This is a genomic window from Nakamurella sp. (assembly GCF_048594475.1).
Taxonomy (GTDB): domain Bacteria; phylum Actinomycetota; class Actinomycetes; order Mycobacteriales; family Nakamurellaceae; genus Nakamurella.
Genome location: NZ_JBMDXT010000315.1, coordinates 1 through 14,793 on the forward strand (window position 1 = coordinate 1; position 14,793 = coordinate 14,793).

Genomic DNA, 14,793 nt, shown 5'->3' on the forward strand with positions numbered 1-14,793 from the left:
CTGGTCGCCGCCGGCGTCGGCCTCGGGTGTGTGTGGACGCCGGTGTTCGGGCTGGCCACCCGGGACATGCCGCCGTCCCGGGCCGGCATCGGGGCCGGTGTGCTGGACACGGTGCAGGAGTTCGGCTCCGTGCTGGCCACCGCCATCCTCGGTGCGCTGCTGGCCAACCGGCTGGCGTCCGCGCTGGTCGCCCAGGCGTCGGCCACCGCCGCCGGGCTGCCCGATGCGGTCCGGGGGCCGTTCGTCGACGGGGTCGCGGCCGCGGCCGGCGGCGGGCTGCAGGTCGGCGCCGGCCAGGCCCAGGAGGCCCTGCCGGCCGGCGTCCCGGCGGAGCTGGCCGACCAGCTCGCCGCGGCCGCGCGGCACACGTTCGCCGCCGCGTTCACCGACGCGATGGACCCGGTGATCCTGGTCGCCGTGGGGGTCGTGCTGGCCGCCGCGGTCGCGGTGCTGTTCGTGCGGGGTTCGACCGCCCCGGTGGGTGCCGCCGACCACGATCCCGAGGCGGCGCCGGCCACCCCCCGGGGGTGAGAGCGGGGGGACGCCGACGGCCCGGCCCGGGGACACACCCCCGGGCCGGGCCGTCGGTCCGGTGCGTTACTTCACCTCGCGGGTCAGCACCCGCCAGGTGCCCACGGCCAGCGGCAGGCCGATCCACAGGGCGGCGCTGGCGGCCAGCTTGGCCCAGTCGTCGCCGGCCATGGTGCCGTTGAGCAGGGGGCCGGTGGTGACGGTCAGGTTGAGCCACTCGGACGCCCGCTGCACGCTCGGCACCAGCCCGCCGACGATGGTCCACACGGTCGGCAGCAGCAGCGACGCCACGATCGCGGCCGGCGTGTTGAGGAAGGCGAAGCCGAACGCGACGCCCTGCAGGACGAACAGCAGCAGGCCGGCGGCCAGCCCGGCGAGCATCGGCAGGGTCAGGTCCCAGGCCGACCCGGTGGCCATCGTGGCCAGCGCGGAGGCGGCCACCGCCGCGGCGAGGACGGCGAGACCGAGCAGGACGGCGGCCACCAGCTTGGCGGCGACGACCCGTCCGCGGCGCGGCTCCAGGGTGAAGGTGACCAGGCCGGTGCGCTGGGTCCATTCGGCGGTCGCGCCCATGATGCCGATGACCGGCAGCAGCAGGCTCAGCGGGAACGCCGCGTACCCCAGGAAGTCCGTCAGGCCGTGCGGCCCGCTGCTCCAGATCAGGGTGGCCGCGATGGTGGCCAGACCGGCGGCGGTGACGATCGCCAGCAGCCAGCGGCCGGCCCGGGTGTCGACCATCTTGCGCAGCTCGACCCGGGTGGTGCGGCGGAACGGGACCGGCCGCAGGTCGGGCCGGCCGGCCGCCACCGCGGTGACCGGGGCGCGGTCAGGGGATGTGCCGGTGGTCGGGGCGGGGGCGGGAACGGTGGGGTTGGTGCCGGTGGTGGTCATGCCGCGAGGCCTTCCTGGATCGTGGTGCGCGAGTCGTCGGCGGTGAGCTGCAGGAACATCTCTTCCAGGCCCTGCGCGCCGGTGTCGCCGAGGTGGGTGAGGGCGATGCCCGCCTGCAGGGCGATGCGTCCGACGAGATCGGTGGGTGCGTCGACGGCCAGCCGGTCGCCGTCGCGGCGCACGGCCACCCCGGCGGCCGTCAGCGCCGCGGCCAGGGCGTGGTCGTCGGTCGAGCCGACCCGGCTGCCGGCCGTGGCTAAGAGGTCGCTCTTGGCGCCCTGGGCGACGATCCGCCCGCGGCCGATCATCACCAGGTCGTCGGCGATGATCTGCACCTCGTTCAGCAGGTGCGAGGACAGCAGCACGGTGCCGCCCTGGTCGGCGAACCCCCGCAGCAGCGCGCGCATCCAGTGGATGCCCTGCGGGTCCAGGCCGTTGGCCGGCTCGTCCAGGATCAGCACCTGCGGGTCGCCGATCAGCGCGCCGGCGATGCCCAGCCGCTGCCGCATGCCCAGCGAGTAGTCGCGGACCCGGCGCTTGGCCTCGGCCGGGGTCAGCCCGACCAGGTCCAGCGAGGCGCCGACCCGGCCGGGCTCGACCCCGAGCTGCAGCGCGGCCAGCCGCAGCACCTCGCGGCCGGTGCGCCCCGGGTGCTGCGCGGCGGCGTCGAGCATGACGCCGACCTGCCGGCCCGGGTTCGGCAGCTCCCGGTAGGGCCGGCCCAGGATCAGGGCCCGCCCGGCGGTGGGCGCGGTCAGGCCGGTCATCATCCGCATCGCGGTCGACTTGCCGGCACCGTTCGGGCCGAGGAAGCCGGTGACGGAGCCGGGCCGGGCGGTGAAGGTGATGCCGTCGACGGCCGTCGTGCCGCCGTAGCGCTTGCTCAGGTTCTCGATCTGGATCATGGCTCTCAGCCTGCCGCCGCCGGCCCGCCGCCGAATCGAGCGATGGTCTAGACCGACCCCCTCCTTTGGTCTACATCCGGATCGACCTCGGTCGGCACCCGGGCCGGTCCGGGGCCGATCGCGGCCGCGCCGGCATAGGGTCGGCTCGATGTTCACCTCCGCCGAACCCGCCGCTCCACCTCGCGGGCGGTGGGGCACGACGTGGCGGGTCCTGCTGGCCCTGGGGTTGAGCCTGGTCGGGTGGATCGCCACCGCAGGCTCGGCCGCCGACGCCGGGTTCGAGCGGGTCTGGGGATGGGCGGTCGACCCGGTCCTGGGCATCGCGGCGCTGGTGCTGGTGCTCCGGCTGGTGCGCCGGTATCCGGTCCCGGTGGCCGTCGCGGCGGCGCTCACCGCCATCGTCTCGACCCTGGGGTTCGGGGCGGCGCTGCTGGCCCTGTGCTCGGTGGCGACCCGGCGGCGGTGGCGGGAGATTGCCGTCGTCGGAGTGGTCGATCTGGTCGCGTTCTCGGTGCCGAACCCGGTCTACGGGGCCTCGCCCTCCGACCAGCAGTGGTGGATCCAGCCGGCGTTCGTCGTGGTCGGCATCGCCATGGTCATCGCCGTCGGGGTCGCGGTCGGGCAACGCCGGGCCCTGGTCGAGGGCCTGCGGGAACGGGCCGAGACCGCCGAACGGGAGCAGGCCGCCCGGGTCGAGGCGACCCGGATCGCCGAGCGGAATCGGATCGCCAGGGACATGCACGACGTGCTGGCCCATCGCATCTCGCTGGTCGCCATGCACGCGGCCGCGGTCGGCTACCGCACCGACCTGTCCGCCGACGAACGGCAGGCCGCGCTGCGCACGATCGAGGACAACGCCCGGCTCGCGCTGGCCGAGCTGCGGGACGTGCTCGGGGTGCTGCGCGACCCCGGCGCCGTCACCGACGCCCCGGAGCCGCCGCAACCGCACCTGGCCGACATCGCCGGCCTGGTGCAGGAGGGGCGGGCCGCGGGCATGCACATCGACCTGATCGAGGACGTCGCCCCCGGGCCGGACGGCATGCCCGTCGGGGAGCCGCCGTCCCTGACGGTGCAGACCGCGCACCGGGTGGTCCGGGAGGGGCTGACCAACGCCCGCAAGCACGCCCCGGACACCCGGGTCACCGTGTCGGTCGCCGGTGAGCCGGGTGACGGGCTGGCCCTGCGCATCACGAACCCGGCCCCGCTGCGGACGGGCGGGTCGGGGCTGCCCGGGGCCGGCCTGGGCCTGGTCGGCCTGACCGAGCGGGTGGCGACGGCCGGCGGCCGGATCACCCACGGTTCGCGCCCCGGTGGCGGCTTCGAGCTGGCCGTCTGGCTACCGTGGGCCGGGTGAGTCAGCGGGTGGATCGGCCGGTGAGGATTCGGGTGGCGATCGTCGACGACGATGCGCTGGTGCGTACCGGGCTGGCGATGATCCTGGGCGGGGACCCCGAGCTGGCGGTCGTCGGCCAGGCGACGAACGGCGCCGAGGCGATCGAGCTGGTCGAGACGCAGCGGCCGGACGTCGTGCTGATGGACATCCGGATGCCGGTGCGGGACGGGCTGAGCGCGACCGAGGAGCTGGCCGCCCGGCCCGACGCGCCCCGGATCATCGTGCTCACCACCTTCGACACCGACGAGATGGTGCTGCGCGCCCTGCGCATCGGCGCCGCCGGGTTCCTGCTCAAGGACACCCCGCCGGCCCGCCTGGTCGAGGCGGTCAAGACCGTGACGACCGGCGCGCCGACCCTGTCCCCGCAGGTGACCGCCCAGGTGATCGCCGCCGCGACGGCGCCCGAGCGCACCGCGGGCAGCGCCGCCCGGGCGCAGGCGCGGCGGCGGCTGGCCGACCTGACCGACCGCGAGGCGGAGGTGGCGCGGGGCGTCGGCAAGGGGCAGACCAACGCCGAGATCGCGGCCGAGCTGTTCATGTCGATCGCCACGGTCAAGGCCCACGTCGGGCGGGCGCTGACCAAGATCGGCGCCGACAACCGGGTTCAGCTGGCGCTTCTCGTGCACGACGCGGGGTGGGAGTGACCGGCGGGCGGCCGGCCGCGGCCACCATCGCGGGCGTGTTGGACGACCTGGCCGCCGAGAGCGCCGAGCTGGACGCGCTGGTCGCCGTCCTACCCGGGCCGGCCTGGACCACGCCGACCCCCGCGCCCGGCTGGACCGTCGCCCATCAGATCGGTCACCTGGCCTGGACCGACCACGCGGCGCTGGCCGCCGCCACCGACCCGGACACGTTCGCCGAGATCCGGCGGGCGGCCGCGGCCGACCTGACCGGGCTGATCGAGGCCGGCGCCGCCGACGGCGCCACGTTGCCGCCGGCCGACCTGCTGGCCCGCTGGCGGGAGGGCCGGGCCGCGCTGGCCGCCGCGCTCGCCGCGGCCGGACGGGTGCGCCTGCCCTGGATCGGCACCACCATGAGCCCGACCTCGATGGCCACCGCCCGGATCATGGAGACCTGGGCCCACGGCCAGGATGTCGCCGACGCGCTGGGCGTCGAGCGGGTGCCGACCGGCCGGCTGCGGCACGTCGCCCACCTGGGGGTGATCACTCGCGATCACGCGTTCGGCGTGCACGGCCGGATCCCGCCGGCGGAGCCGTTCCGGGTGGAACTGACCGCGCCCGACGGGTCGACCTGGGCCTGGGGTCCGGGCGACCGGGCGGCCGACGTCAGCGGGCCGGCGCTGGACTTCGACCTCCTGGTCACCCGGCGCCGGCACCGGGCCGACCTGTCGCTGACGGCGACGACCGCGGCGGCGGACGAGTGGCTGGACCTGGCCCAGGCGTTCGCCGGGCCGCCCGGGCCCGGCCGGTCGGCCAGCCGCGCAGGCTGACGCCCGCGGTGGGCCCGCGGGTGCCGTGGTCGGCGTCGACTCGCCAGAGATGCATGTTCTGAATCGATCCCGAACTTGCCGCTGTGGCGAGTCGGTGCGGCCCGGGGTGGCCGCACCGGCGCGCGGCTGAAGTCGGCTACTCCCGGCGCACCCGTCACATTCGGGGTGAGGTGATCCGCGCCGGCGTTGTTGATCCGCGCGGGCAGGGTCGGGGGGTGTGGCCGCGCGCCGGGTTCAGGCGTTGCGGATGGCCGCGGCGGCCCCGAGATCGAGCAGCTCGACCGACTTCTCGCGCATCTCGACCTTGCGGATCTTGCCGGTGACGGTCATCGGGAAGTCGTCGACCAGCAGCACGTACTTGGGGATCTTGTAGCGGGCCAGCCGGCCGGCCGAGAAGTCCCGGATCGCCGCCGCGGTCAGCGGTTCCGCGCCCGGCCGGAGCCGGACCCAGACGCACAGCTCCTCGCCGTACCGCTCGTCGGGGACGCCGATCACCTGGGCGTCGAGGATGTCGGGGTGCGTGTAGAGGAATTCCTCGATCTCCCGCGGGTAGACGTTCTCCCCGCCCCGGATCACCAGATCCTTGATCCGGCCGGTGATGTTGAGGTACCCGTCGTCGTCCATGACCGCCAGGTCGCCGGTGTGCATCCACCGGGCGGCGTCGATCGCCTCGGCCGTCCGCTCCGGCTCGTCCCAGTAGCCCAGCATCACCGAGTAGCCGCGGGTGCACAGCTCGCCGGGCTCACCGCGGGGCAGGGTGCGGCCGGTCTCCGGGTCGACGATCTTCACCTCGACGTGCGGATGCACCCGGCCCACGGTCGACACCCGGCGGTCCAGCGTGTCGTCGGCCCGGGTCTGGGTCGACACCGGGGACGTCTCGGTCATGCCGTAGCAGATGGTCACCTCGGTCATCCCCATCCGTTCGACGACCTGCTTCATCACCTCGACCGGGCACGGTGAGCCGGCCATGATGCCGGTGCGCAGCGAGCTCAGGTCATAGGACTCGACATCGGGATGGTTGAGCTCGGCGATGAACATCGTCGGCACCCCGTAGAGCGAGGTGCACCGCTCGGCGGCCACCGCGTGCAGCGTCGCCGCCGGGTCGAATGCCGGCGCCGGGATCACCATCGTCGCACCGTTCGTCACGGCGCCCAGGGTGCCCATCACCATGCCGAAGCAGTGGTAGAACGGCACCGGGATGCACACCCGGTCGTCGGGGGTGTAGCCGCAGAGCCGGCCCACGAAATAGCCGTTGTTCACGATGTTCTGGTGGGACAGGGTGGCGCCCTTGGGGAATCCGGTCGTCCCCGACGTGTACTGGATGTTGATCGGATCGTCGGCGGACAGGGCCGCGCCCATCTCGGCCAGGGCGGCGCGGTCGGCCGGTCCGGCGTCGCGGCCGGTGGCCAGCAGCTCGTCCCAGCCGGGCCGGCCGATCAGCACGGCGGCCCGCAGGTCGGGGCAGGCCGGCCGGACCTGGTCGATCATCGCGGCGTAGTCGGAATTCTTGAAGGACGGCGCGGCCACCAGCAGCGAGATGCCGGACTGGTTCAGCACGTACTCCAGCTCGTGCACCCGGTAGGCCGGGTTGATGGTGACCAGGATGGCGCCGATCCGGGCCGAGCCGAACTGCACCAGCGTCCATTCCGGCAGGTTGGGCGCCCAGATGCCGATCCGGTCGCCACGGCGCACCCCGGCGGCCAGCAGTCCGAGCGCGACGTCGTCGGCGGCGTCCCGCAGCTGGGCGTAGGTCCACCGGCGTCCGCTCGGGACGTCGACCAGCGCCGGCGCGTCCGGCCGGTCCGCGGCCGCCCGGTCGAGCACCGCGCCGATGGTGTCGCCCAGCAGCGGCACGTCCGACGTGCCCGACGAGTACGACGCGACGGTCACCATGAGCCCTCCTCGTGGGCGCTCCACACCGAACGCTCCACCCCCCGATCCAACACCCGTCAGGCGTCGGCCGCCTCGATCCCGGCCGGGCCGGCGGGCCGCCGGACCAACCACCACGCGGACGCGGCGCCGACCAGGGCGAGCGCGGTGACCACGAGGAAGGTCACCGCGTATCCGAGGTTGGAGGCCTCGCGCGCCGGGATCAGATAGCTCTGCACGTAGGCCCCGAAGTCGGACACCTTGAGCCCGGTCTGCTCGTCACCGATGATGATGTCCTTCAGCTTGCCGAGGGTCTCGGCGTCCAGGTCGGGCCCGGGCGCGGCGTCCTGGGCGGCATAGAACTTGACCAGGTACACCTGGTGGAACACGGCGTACAGGACCGCGATACCCAGGGCGCCACCGCCCTGTTCGGCGGTCGCCGAGACGCCGGACGCCTGGCCCTGGTCGTCGTCGGGAATGCTGTCGACGGTCACCGGGTCGTTCACCGTCAGCACGATGGCCAGGCCGGTGCCGTAGGCGAGCAGGCCGGGCAGCAGCCACAGGTAGCTGTCCAGCGAGACGGTCGCCGCGAGCAGCATTCCGGACGCCGCCAGGATGAGAAAACCGCAGGTCATCGGGGCGCGCCCACCGGACCGGTCGTACCAGCGCCCGGTCAGCGGGGCGAGCAGGACCATCGGCAGGGTGGTCGGGATCAGGGCGAGGCCGGCCAGGCCCGGGTCCATCTGCAGGTTCAGGATCAGCAGCAGCGGAAAGATCAGGCCAAGACCCATCTCGGCCATGCCGGCCAACCCCTGGCTGACGGTCGCGCCCAGGTAATTGCGGTGCCGGCGCAGCAGCGAGAAGCTCATCAGCGGGTTGTGCGCCCGGCGCTCCCGCCGGACGAACAGCCCGCCGGCGACCATCGCGACGAGCACCGGCACCCAGACTCCGGGGCTGGTGAGTGGCCAGACCGCCGTCTGGGAGAGGCCGAACACGAGCCCGACGAGCGTGACGCACAGCAGCAGCGATCCGCTCAGGTCCACGTGCACCCGGCCCGACCGCGGCGGGTCGGCCGGCACCGCGCGCAGGGCGCACCACAGCACGATCAGCAGCAGCGGCAGGTTGATCAGCAGAACGGCCCGCCAGCTGATCAGCGACGTCAGCGCGCCGCCGATGGTCGGGCCGAGCGCGCCGGCGATCGCCGCGGTCCCGCCCATGGTGCCCAGGGCACGGCCCCTGCCCTCCGGTGGGTACGCCGAACTGATGATCGCCACGGTCGCCGGCAGCATCAGCGCCCCGCCGGCGCCCTGCACCACCCGGGCCACCAGCAGGATCCAGAACGCCGGGGCGAGCCCGGCGACCGCGGACGCGCCGCCGAACAGGGCCGAACCGAGCAGGAAGATCCGGCGCCGGCCGAGCAGGTCGCCGAGCCGGCCCCCCAGCACCAGCAGGCCGGCCAGCGGCAGCAGGCTGGCGTTGAGCACCCATTGGGCCGACGCCGAGCCGATGCGGAAGGTGTTCATGACGTCCGGCAGGATCAGCGGGACCGCGGTCTGGTCGACCAGGATCATCGCGTTGGCCAGCGTCATGCTGACCAGCACCAGGCGCAGCGACGACGCCGTGGCCCGACCGTTCATGGCGACCCCCTCACCCGGGGCCGCGGGTGCCCGGGCTGGGCACCGGGACCCCGGTCGCGCAAGATGACCATGATGACGGACGAGCTGCACTATCACGAGGCCCGCCGGCTGATCGCCCTGCTCCGCGACCGGCAGATCAGCGCGCGCGAGCTGCTGCAGGTGCACCTGGACCGCATCGCCGCGGTGAACCCGCAGATCAACGCGATCGTCACGCTCACCCCCGAGCTGGCGTTCGCCCGGGCCCACGAGCTGGACCAGCTGGCCGCGCGCGGCGAGTTCGCGGGCCCGTTGCACGGGCTGCCGATGGCGCACAAGGACAACCATCTGACGGCGGGGATCCGGACCACGTTCGGGTCGCGGCTGCGGGCGGACCTGGTGCCCGACACCGACGACCTGGTCGTGGAGCGGCTGCGGGCGGCCGGGGTGGTGACCATCGGCAAGACCAACATCCCGGAGTTCGCCGCCGGCGGGCACACCTTCAACGAGGTGTTCGGGGTGACCCGGAACCCCTACGACCGGTCGGTCACGGCCGGCGGCTCCTCGGGCGGGGCGGCGGCGGCGCTGGCCGCCGGGCTGCACCCGTTGGCCGACGGCAACGACATGGGCGGCTCGCTGCGGCTGCCGGCCGGCTACTGCAACGTCGTCGGGCTGCGGCCCACGGCCGGCCGGGTCCCGGTCCACCCGGCCGCCGATGGGTTCGTCGGCCTGTCCGTCGCCGGTCCCATGGCCCGCACCGTGGACGACCTGGCCCTGCTGCTGTCCGTGCTCGCCGGCCCGGACGGCCGGTCGCCGATCTCGCTGGAGGAGCCCGGCTCGACCTTCGCCGACGTGCCCGCCGGCGGGCTGGCCGGCGCGCGGATCGCGTTCTCCCCGGACCTGGGCGGGCTGGTCGACGTCGAGCCGGAGGTGGCGGCGATGGTCCGGGCAGCCGCCGCCGTGTGCGAGACCCACGGCGCGGTCGTCGAGGAGGGCTGCCCGGACCTGGACGGTGCCGACGAGTGCTTCCGCACCCTGCGGGCCTGGCAGTTCGAGGCCACGCTGGGGGCCGAACTGGACGCCGGTGCCGATCTGGTCAGGCCCAGCCTGCTGGCCAACATGCGGGCCGGGCGGCCGCTCACCGGACCGCAGGTGGGACGGGCCGCCGTGCTCCGGACGACGCTGTTCCACCGGATGCGGGAGTTCCTGGACGGGTTCGACGCGCTGCTGCTGCCGGTCGCTCCGCTGCCGGCGTTCCCGGTCGAGATGCAGTACCCGGAGACGGTGGCCGGGGTCGACCAGCCGGATTACCTGGGGTGGATGCGACCGGTCTGCCACATCACCGTCACCGGCCATCCAGCGCTGTCGGTGCCCGGTGGCTTCAGCGCCGCGGGGACGCCGCTCGGCCTGCAGATCGTCGGCCGGCACCGCGGGGAGCGGGCCCTGCTGGGCCTGGCCCGGGGGTTCGAGGCGGTCACCGGGCACGGCCGGCGCCGGCCCGCGCTGTCAACCGGGCCGCAGGCGTGACCGGTCCTCGGACGGTGCGTGACCGGATCGGGGGCGGTCGGGGCGGACACGCCCACCGAGCGCCACGGCCGGGCGGGCCGTCCGTGTTGGAATGGCACCCGGGAATGACAGCCGTGTCTTTCGGCTGCCGAGATGTGCGTGATTCCGGGAGGACCCCGAGGTGGATACCGCTGCCGCGCCGCAGCCGAACGGCGACAGGGCCCCGGGCCAGGGGACCGAGCTGGGCCGTCGCGACCGCGACATCCTGGCCTTCGAACGCCAGTGGTGGCAGTACGCGGGGGCCAAGGAGCAGGCGATCAAGGAGCGGTTCGACCTCTCGCCGACCCGGTACTACCAGGTGCTGAACGAGATCATCGACAATCCGGCCGCGCTGGCCGAGGATCCGCGGCTGGTCCGGCGGCTGCGGCGGCTGCGCACCAGCCGGCAGAAGACGCGTTCCGCGCGCCGGCTCGGCTTCGAGGTCTGAGCCCGGGCGCCACCCGGATCGCCGCCCGGACCCCGCTGCCAGGGACCCACTGCCCGGGTCCGACCGTCCGGGCCGTCCGGCCGTCCGGCCGTCCGCACGGTGACCCGGCCAGCGGGGTCTTCCCGCCCGGCTCGACGGCGCGGCCTACGGCAGCCGCCGCCACGCCGTCCGCGGGCGGCGCCGGGTGCCCTGCTGGTGCGGCGCCGGGGACCCGTCGGGCAGCCGGCCGGCCACCCGCTGCCGCCGCGGCATCCGCATCCGCACCCGGCGGCTGGACCGGCGGGTGCGCCCGCCCGTCGTCCGCCACAGCTCCGGGTGATGCTTGAGGTGGTTGTACTTCCACACCGCGTACGGGATGTGCAGCAGGTAGACGACCATGCCGATCACGGTGACGAGTTCGGGCTGGTAGAACAGCGCCGCGACGCCCAGCACCAGCAGGATCAGCATCGGCACGATGAACTGCGGCGGCAGTCGGACCGATTTCAGGGCGATGGTCGGCACCCTGGACACCATCAGGAAGCCGATCAGCGCGATCCAGATCGACACGACCCACGGCACCGCCCACGGCCCGTCGGGGCCGAGCCGGTTGGTCAGCAGCAGCGGCGCGGTCACGATCAGGCCACCGGCCGGGGTCGGCACCCCGGTGAAGAAGCCCTTGGCCCACGGCTTGGGCTCGTCGTCGAGCAGCGAGTTGAACCGGGCCAGCCGCAGGGCGGCGCACACCGCGAACAGCAGGCACACGACCCAGCCGTAGCCCTGGCCCTCGTCCCGCAGCAGCCAGACGTACATCACCAGGGCCGGCGCGACGCCGAACGAGATGCAGTCCGAGAGGGAGTCCAGCTCGGCCCCGACCCGGCTCTGCGAGCGGAGCCAGCGGGCGGCCGGCCCGTCCAGGGAGTCCAGGACGGCCGCGGTCGCGATGGCGCCGACCGAGAGCAGCCATTGCCCGCTCATCGCGAACGCCACCGAGGTCAGGCCCGCGCACAGGGCCATCACGGTGATCGCGTTGGGCAGGAACCGGACGCCCGGAACCCCGCCCATCAGCCCGCGGTCCCGATCGTCCCGGCCAGGTCGGCCAGTACCGTCTCGCCGCCGACGGCCCGCTGGCCCAGGCGGACCAGCGGGCGGGTGCCGGACGGCAGGTAGGTGTCCAGCCGGGACCCGAACCGGATCAGGCCGTAGGTGTCGCCGGTGGCCACCGGTTGCCCGGCCCGGACGTCACAGACGATCCGGCGGGCGACCAGGCCGGCGATCTGGGTGACGACCACCGGACCGGCCACGGACGGGTCGGCCGGGTCGATGAGCAGCGAGTTCCGTTCGTTGTCGTCGGAGGCCTTGTCCAGGTCGGCCGACAGGAAGGCCCCCGGCCGGTAGGCCACCTCGCGGATCACCCCGCCGATCGGCACCCGTTGGATGTGCACGTCGAAGATCGACAGGAAGATCGAGACCCGCACCAGCGGCGTGGCCGGCAGGCCCAGTTCGGGCGGCGGCGACGCATCGGTGATGAGGCTGACCAACCCGTCGGCGGGGGCGACCACCAGGCCGGTGCCATCCGGACCGACCCGCGCCGGGGCCCGGAAGAAGGCCGCGGAGCCGGCGGCCGCGGCCAGCCCGACGGTGGTGACCACCCGGCCGGCCCGGCGCAGGCCGAGGGTGCGCAGCAGCAACCGGCCGGCCAGGGTCGCCCCGGCGGCGCCCAGGACGATGGGCCGCCCGCCCGGGTGGATCGGTGGGATGGTGGAGCGGATGAGCCCGACCATGTGCGAGCCGGGTCGTGTGTCGGCCATTGCGGGTCGTTCGCCTGCCCTTTCGTCATCGGGGACGCTGCGAGGAGAAGTTCCGCCCGACGTTCGGATGGGCACAACGGTAGCCCAGGCGGGGGCCCGGAGTGCGACAGTGCAGCGGTGTCGCGACGAGCGGCCGGTCACAGGGCCGGCGCGGCAGCGGCCCTGCGGTGCCCGGGTGGGACCCGGTCCCACCCCGGGTAGGTTGGTCCGGTGACCGGGCTCACCGACGACGCGGACCAGTCGGCCCGTCCGGCCGCGCTCCCACGGGTGGCGGTGGCCGACGTCGCGGTCCGGATGTTCGCCGAGCAGGGCTTCCAGGCGACGTCGGCGACGGCCATCGCCGAGGCCGCCGGGGTCTCCCGCAGCACCTTCTTCCGGCACTTCCGGTCGAAGGAGGACGTGATCTTCGCCGACCACGACGAGCTGCTCGGGTCGATCACCGACTTCCTGGCCCGCGACCACGCCGACCCCTACCGCGCGGTGTGCGAGGCGGCGACCATGGTGTTCCGCCGGTTCCGCGACCGGCTGCCGATCGTCCAGCTCCGGGACCGGGTCGTCCGGGAGACCCCGGAGCTGCGCGACCGCGAACTCATCACGACCAGCCGGTACGAGCGGCTGATGGTCAGCTATCTGCGCCGGCGGCTGCCGGACCAGCCGCCCCTGCCCGCCATCCGGTTCGTGGCCGCGGTCATCGCCACCCACAACTACGAGCTGCGGCGGCTGCTGCGGTCCACCCAGCCGGTGGACGAGCGGGAGCTGACCGCCGAACTCGACCGGGTCCGGGCGTTGCACGGGGTCGGCCCGGTCGTCGACGCGCCGGTCGCGCCGGCCGACGTCGTGGTCGCGGTGTTCCCGGCCAGCACGTCGCCGGACCGGGTGGCGGCCGCCGTCCGCGACCAGCTGGCCGGCCGCCGGCCGGGCTGAGGCACCGGTCCGGACGGGGCCGCCCCGGACGGGGCTCGGCCGGATCAGGGCGCGTACATCTCGTGCATCTCGGTCACCCGACCGTCCGTGATGACCAACCGGTAGGTCGAGGTCGCCTGGGTGATCCGCTGGGCGACCTTCTCCAGCGAGCCGGGCACCGACGCCGACCCGTCGAGCACCGTGATGGTGGCGTCCGGGCTGACCGCGAGGGTGCGCAGGGCCGGGTTGTTGTTGCGCCAGTAGTAGCCGGTGCACCAGTTGTTGCTGGTGTCGGTGACGCCGTCCTCGGCACAGGCCTTCTGGGCGTCCGCCCCGGTGAAGTAGGCGATCCGGTCGAGGCTGACGGTGCCGGCGGCGACGTCGACGGCTGTGATGAATCCGTACTGCTCGCCGGTCAGGTCGGTCGCCGGCGGCGCGGACGCGGTGGTCACCGCCGTGACGGTGAGGGTGGTGACGACCGCGGACGGTCTCGATGCGGACGCCGACGGGCTGGGGGAGGGGATCGCGGCCGAAGGGTTGGCGGTCGCGGACCCGGCCGTGGGCGTCCCGCACGCGGCGACGCCGACGGCGGACAGCATCAGGGCGCCGAGCGCCATCGACCGCCACCCGCCGGTTCGCCCTCCGGCCCGCCCACCCATCGGCCGAGGATAGCCGGGTGGCCGGAGGGCCGCCGGTCAGTGCCCCATCATGGGCCGGCTGGGGCCGACGTCGTTCGGGTCGTGCACCAGACCGAGCTGCTTCTCCATCTCCTCCAGCGGGACGCCCTTGGTCTCCGGCATGACCTTGATGACCCAGACGAGCTGGCCGACCATGCAGATGCCGAAGATCAGGAACGCGGTGCCGCCGCCGAGGGCGCCGGCGATGCCCGGGAACGTCCACGACACGATCGCCGCGAACACCCAGTGGGTCAGGCTGCCGAACGACTGGCCCCGGCCCCGGATCCGGTTGGGGAAGATCTCGGAGATGAACACCCAGATCACCGCGCCCTGACCGAAGGCGTGCGCGGCGATGAAAACCATCAGGCCGACCAGCACCAGCACGCTGGAGAAGCCGCTGAAGTTGCCGCTGTAGAGGTAGAAGATCGCCGCCAGGCCGAGCAGGCTGATCAGGTAGCCGATCGAGCCGACCAGCATCAGCCGGCGCCGGCCGAGCTTGTCGATGACGGTCAGCGCGGCCATGGTGGCGATCAGGTTGACCAGGCCGACCGCGACACTCTCCAGGAAGGCGGCGTTCTCGCCCGCCCCGGCCATCCGGAACACCTCGGGGGCGTAGTAGAGCACCGCGTTGATGCCGGACAGCTGGTTGAACGCCGCGATGGCGAAGGCGAGCAGGATGACCTTGCGGTGCTCCCGGGTGAAGAACGGCACCGTCGGCGCGTTCTCGGCCGCCCGGAGCGAGGTGGTGACCTCGTCGATCTCGAACCGGGCCTCCGCCTCG

At 74.1% G+C, this 14,793-nt stretch carries 14 protein-coding genes and 1 pseudogene; 7 read left to right on the forward strand and 8 right to left on the reverse strand.

Annotation, left to right across the window (positions count from 1 at the left end; all coding sequences use genetic code 11):
- A pseudogene (locus tag ACOJUF_RS14360) lies at nt 1-531 on the forward strand (MFS transporter); the annotation flags it as partial.
- A 66-nt stretch (nt 532-597) separates the two neighbouring features.
- On the opposite strand, the gene ACOJUF_RS14365 reads toward ACOJUF_RS14360, so the two are convergent.
- On the reverse strand, nt 598-1,422 hold the full coding sequence (locus ACOJUF_RS14365) for an ABC transporter permease (RefSeq protein ID WP_420122512.1): 825 nt from the start codon (nt 1,420-1,422) through the stop codon (nt 598-600).
- The gene (locus ACOJUF_RS14370; RefSeq protein WP_420122513.1) at nt 1,419-2,327 is read right to left on the reverse strand and encodes an ABC transporter ATP-binding protein; all 909 of its coding nucleotides are present in this window, start codon (nt 2,325-2,327) and stop codon (nt 1,419-1,421) included. Before ACOJUF_RS14370 ends, ACOJUF_RS14365 begins: the two co-directional genes overlap by 4 nt.
- A gap of 148 nt (nt 2,328-2,475) precedes the next feature.
- On the opposite strand from ACOJUF_RS14370, the gene ACOJUF_RS14375 reads away from it, so the two are divergent.
- From ACOJUF_RS14375 to ACOJUF_RS14385, 3 genes are read left to right on the forward strand one after another with little or no spacing between them, the layout of a single operon-like run.
- Nucleotides 2,476-3,681 carry a sensor histidine kinase gene (locus ACOJUF_RS14375; protein WP_420122514.1) on the forward strand — a complete coding sequence of 402 codons (1,206 nt, stop codon included), beginning with the start codon at nt 2,476-2,478 and terminating at the stop codon, nt 3,679-3,681.
- Between the two features lie 20 nt (nt 3,682-3,701).
- Complete coding sequence (locus tag ACOJUF_RS14380) at nt 3,702-4,364, forward strand: response regulator transcription factor (RefSeq protein WP_420122515.1); 663 nt, start codon at nt 3,702-3,704, stop codon at nt 4,362-4,364.
- A 35-nt stretch (nt 4,365-4,399) separates the two neighbouring features.
- On the forward strand, nt 4,400-5,170 hold the full coding sequence (locus tag ACOJUF_RS14385; RefSeq protein WP_420122516.1) for a TIGR03084 family metal-binding protein: 771 nt from the start codon (nt 4,400-4,402) through the stop codon (nt 5,168-5,170).
- 234 nt (nt 5,171-5,404) lie between these two features.
- On the opposite strand, the gene ACOJUF_RS14390 is transcribed toward ACOJUF_RS14385, so the two are convergent.
- Both ACOJUF_RS14390 and ACOJUF_RS14395 read right to left on the reverse strand, forming a co-directional pair.
- Nucleotides 5,405-7,063 carry an AMP-binding protein gene (locus ACOJUF_RS14390; protein WP_420122517.1) on the reverse strand — a complete coding sequence of 553 codons (1,659 nt, stop codon included), beginning with the start codon at nt 7,061-7,063 and terminating at the stop codon, nt 5,405-5,407.
- Between the two features lie 56 nt (nt 7,064-7,119).
- Complete coding sequence (locus ACOJUF_RS14395; protein WP_420122518.1) at nt 7,120-8,676, reverse strand: MFS transporter; 1,557 nt, start codon at nt 8,674-8,676, stop codon at nt 7,120-7,122.
- Nucleotides 8,677-8,739: 63 nt separating this feature from the next.
- On the opposite strand from ACOJUF_RS14395, the gene ACOJUF_RS14400 reads away from it, so the two are divergent.
- Together ACOJUF_RS14400 and ACOJUF_RS14405 are read left to right on the forward strand one after the other, a co-directional pair.
- On the forward strand, nt 8,740-10,179 hold the full coding sequence (locus ACOJUF_RS14400) for an amidase (protein ID WP_420122519.1): 1,440 nt from the start codon (nt 8,740-8,742) through the stop codon (nt 10,177-10,179).
- Between the two features lie 160 nt (nt 10,180-10,339).
- Complete coding sequence (locus tag ACOJUF_RS14405) at nt 10,340-10,645, forward strand: DUF3263 domain-containing protein (protein WP_420122520.1); 306 nt, start codon at nt 10,340-10,342, stop codon at nt 10,643-10,645.
- A gap of 144 nt (nt 10,646-10,789) precedes the next feature.
- Here the strand turns inward: ACOJUF_RS14405 and ACOJUF_RS14410 are convergent, their stop codons facing one another.
- Nucleotides 10,790-11,686, reverse strand: a complete 897-nt coding sequence (locus tag ACOJUF_RS14410) for a CDP-alcohol phosphatidyltransferase family protein (protein ID WP_420122521.1) — start codon at nt 11,684-11,686, stop codon at nt 10,790-10,792.
- Nucleotides 11,686-12,432 (reverse strand): phosphatidylserine decarboxylase, encoded by a 747-nt coding sequence (locus tag ACOJUF_RS14415; protein WP_420122522.1) that lies wholly within the window; start codon nt 12,430-12,432, stop codon nt 11,686-11,688. Before ACOJUF_RS14415 ends, ACOJUF_RS14410 begins: the two co-directional genes overlap by 1 nt.
- A 210-nt stretch (nt 12,433-12,642) precedes the next feature.
- Here ACOJUF_RS14415 and ACOJUF_RS14420 point away from each other — a divergent pair, with 210 nt between their 5' ends.
- Complete coding sequence (locus tag ACOJUF_RS14420; protein ID WP_420122523.1) at nt 12,643-13,356, forward strand: TetR/AcrR family transcriptional regulator; 714 nt, start codon at nt 12,643-12,645, stop codon at nt 13,354-13,356.
- Between the two features lie 44 nt (nt 13,357-13,400).
- Here the strand turns inward: ACOJUF_RS14420 and ACOJUF_RS14425 are convergent, their stop codons facing one another.
- Together ACOJUF_RS14425 and ACOJUF_RS14430 are read right to left on the reverse strand one after the other, a co-directional pair.
- Nucleotides 13,401-13,952, reverse strand: coding sequence for a hypothetical protein (locus tag ACOJUF_RS14425; RefSeq protein ID WP_420122524.1), 552 nt, complete (start codon nt 13,950-13,952; stop codon nt 13,401-13,403).
- Between the two features lie 78 nt (nt 13,953-14,030).
- Nucleotides 14,031-14,793 (reverse strand): MFS transporter (locus ACOJUF_RS14430; protein ID WP_420122525.1); only part of this gene is annotated, 763 nt, incomplete at its 5' end.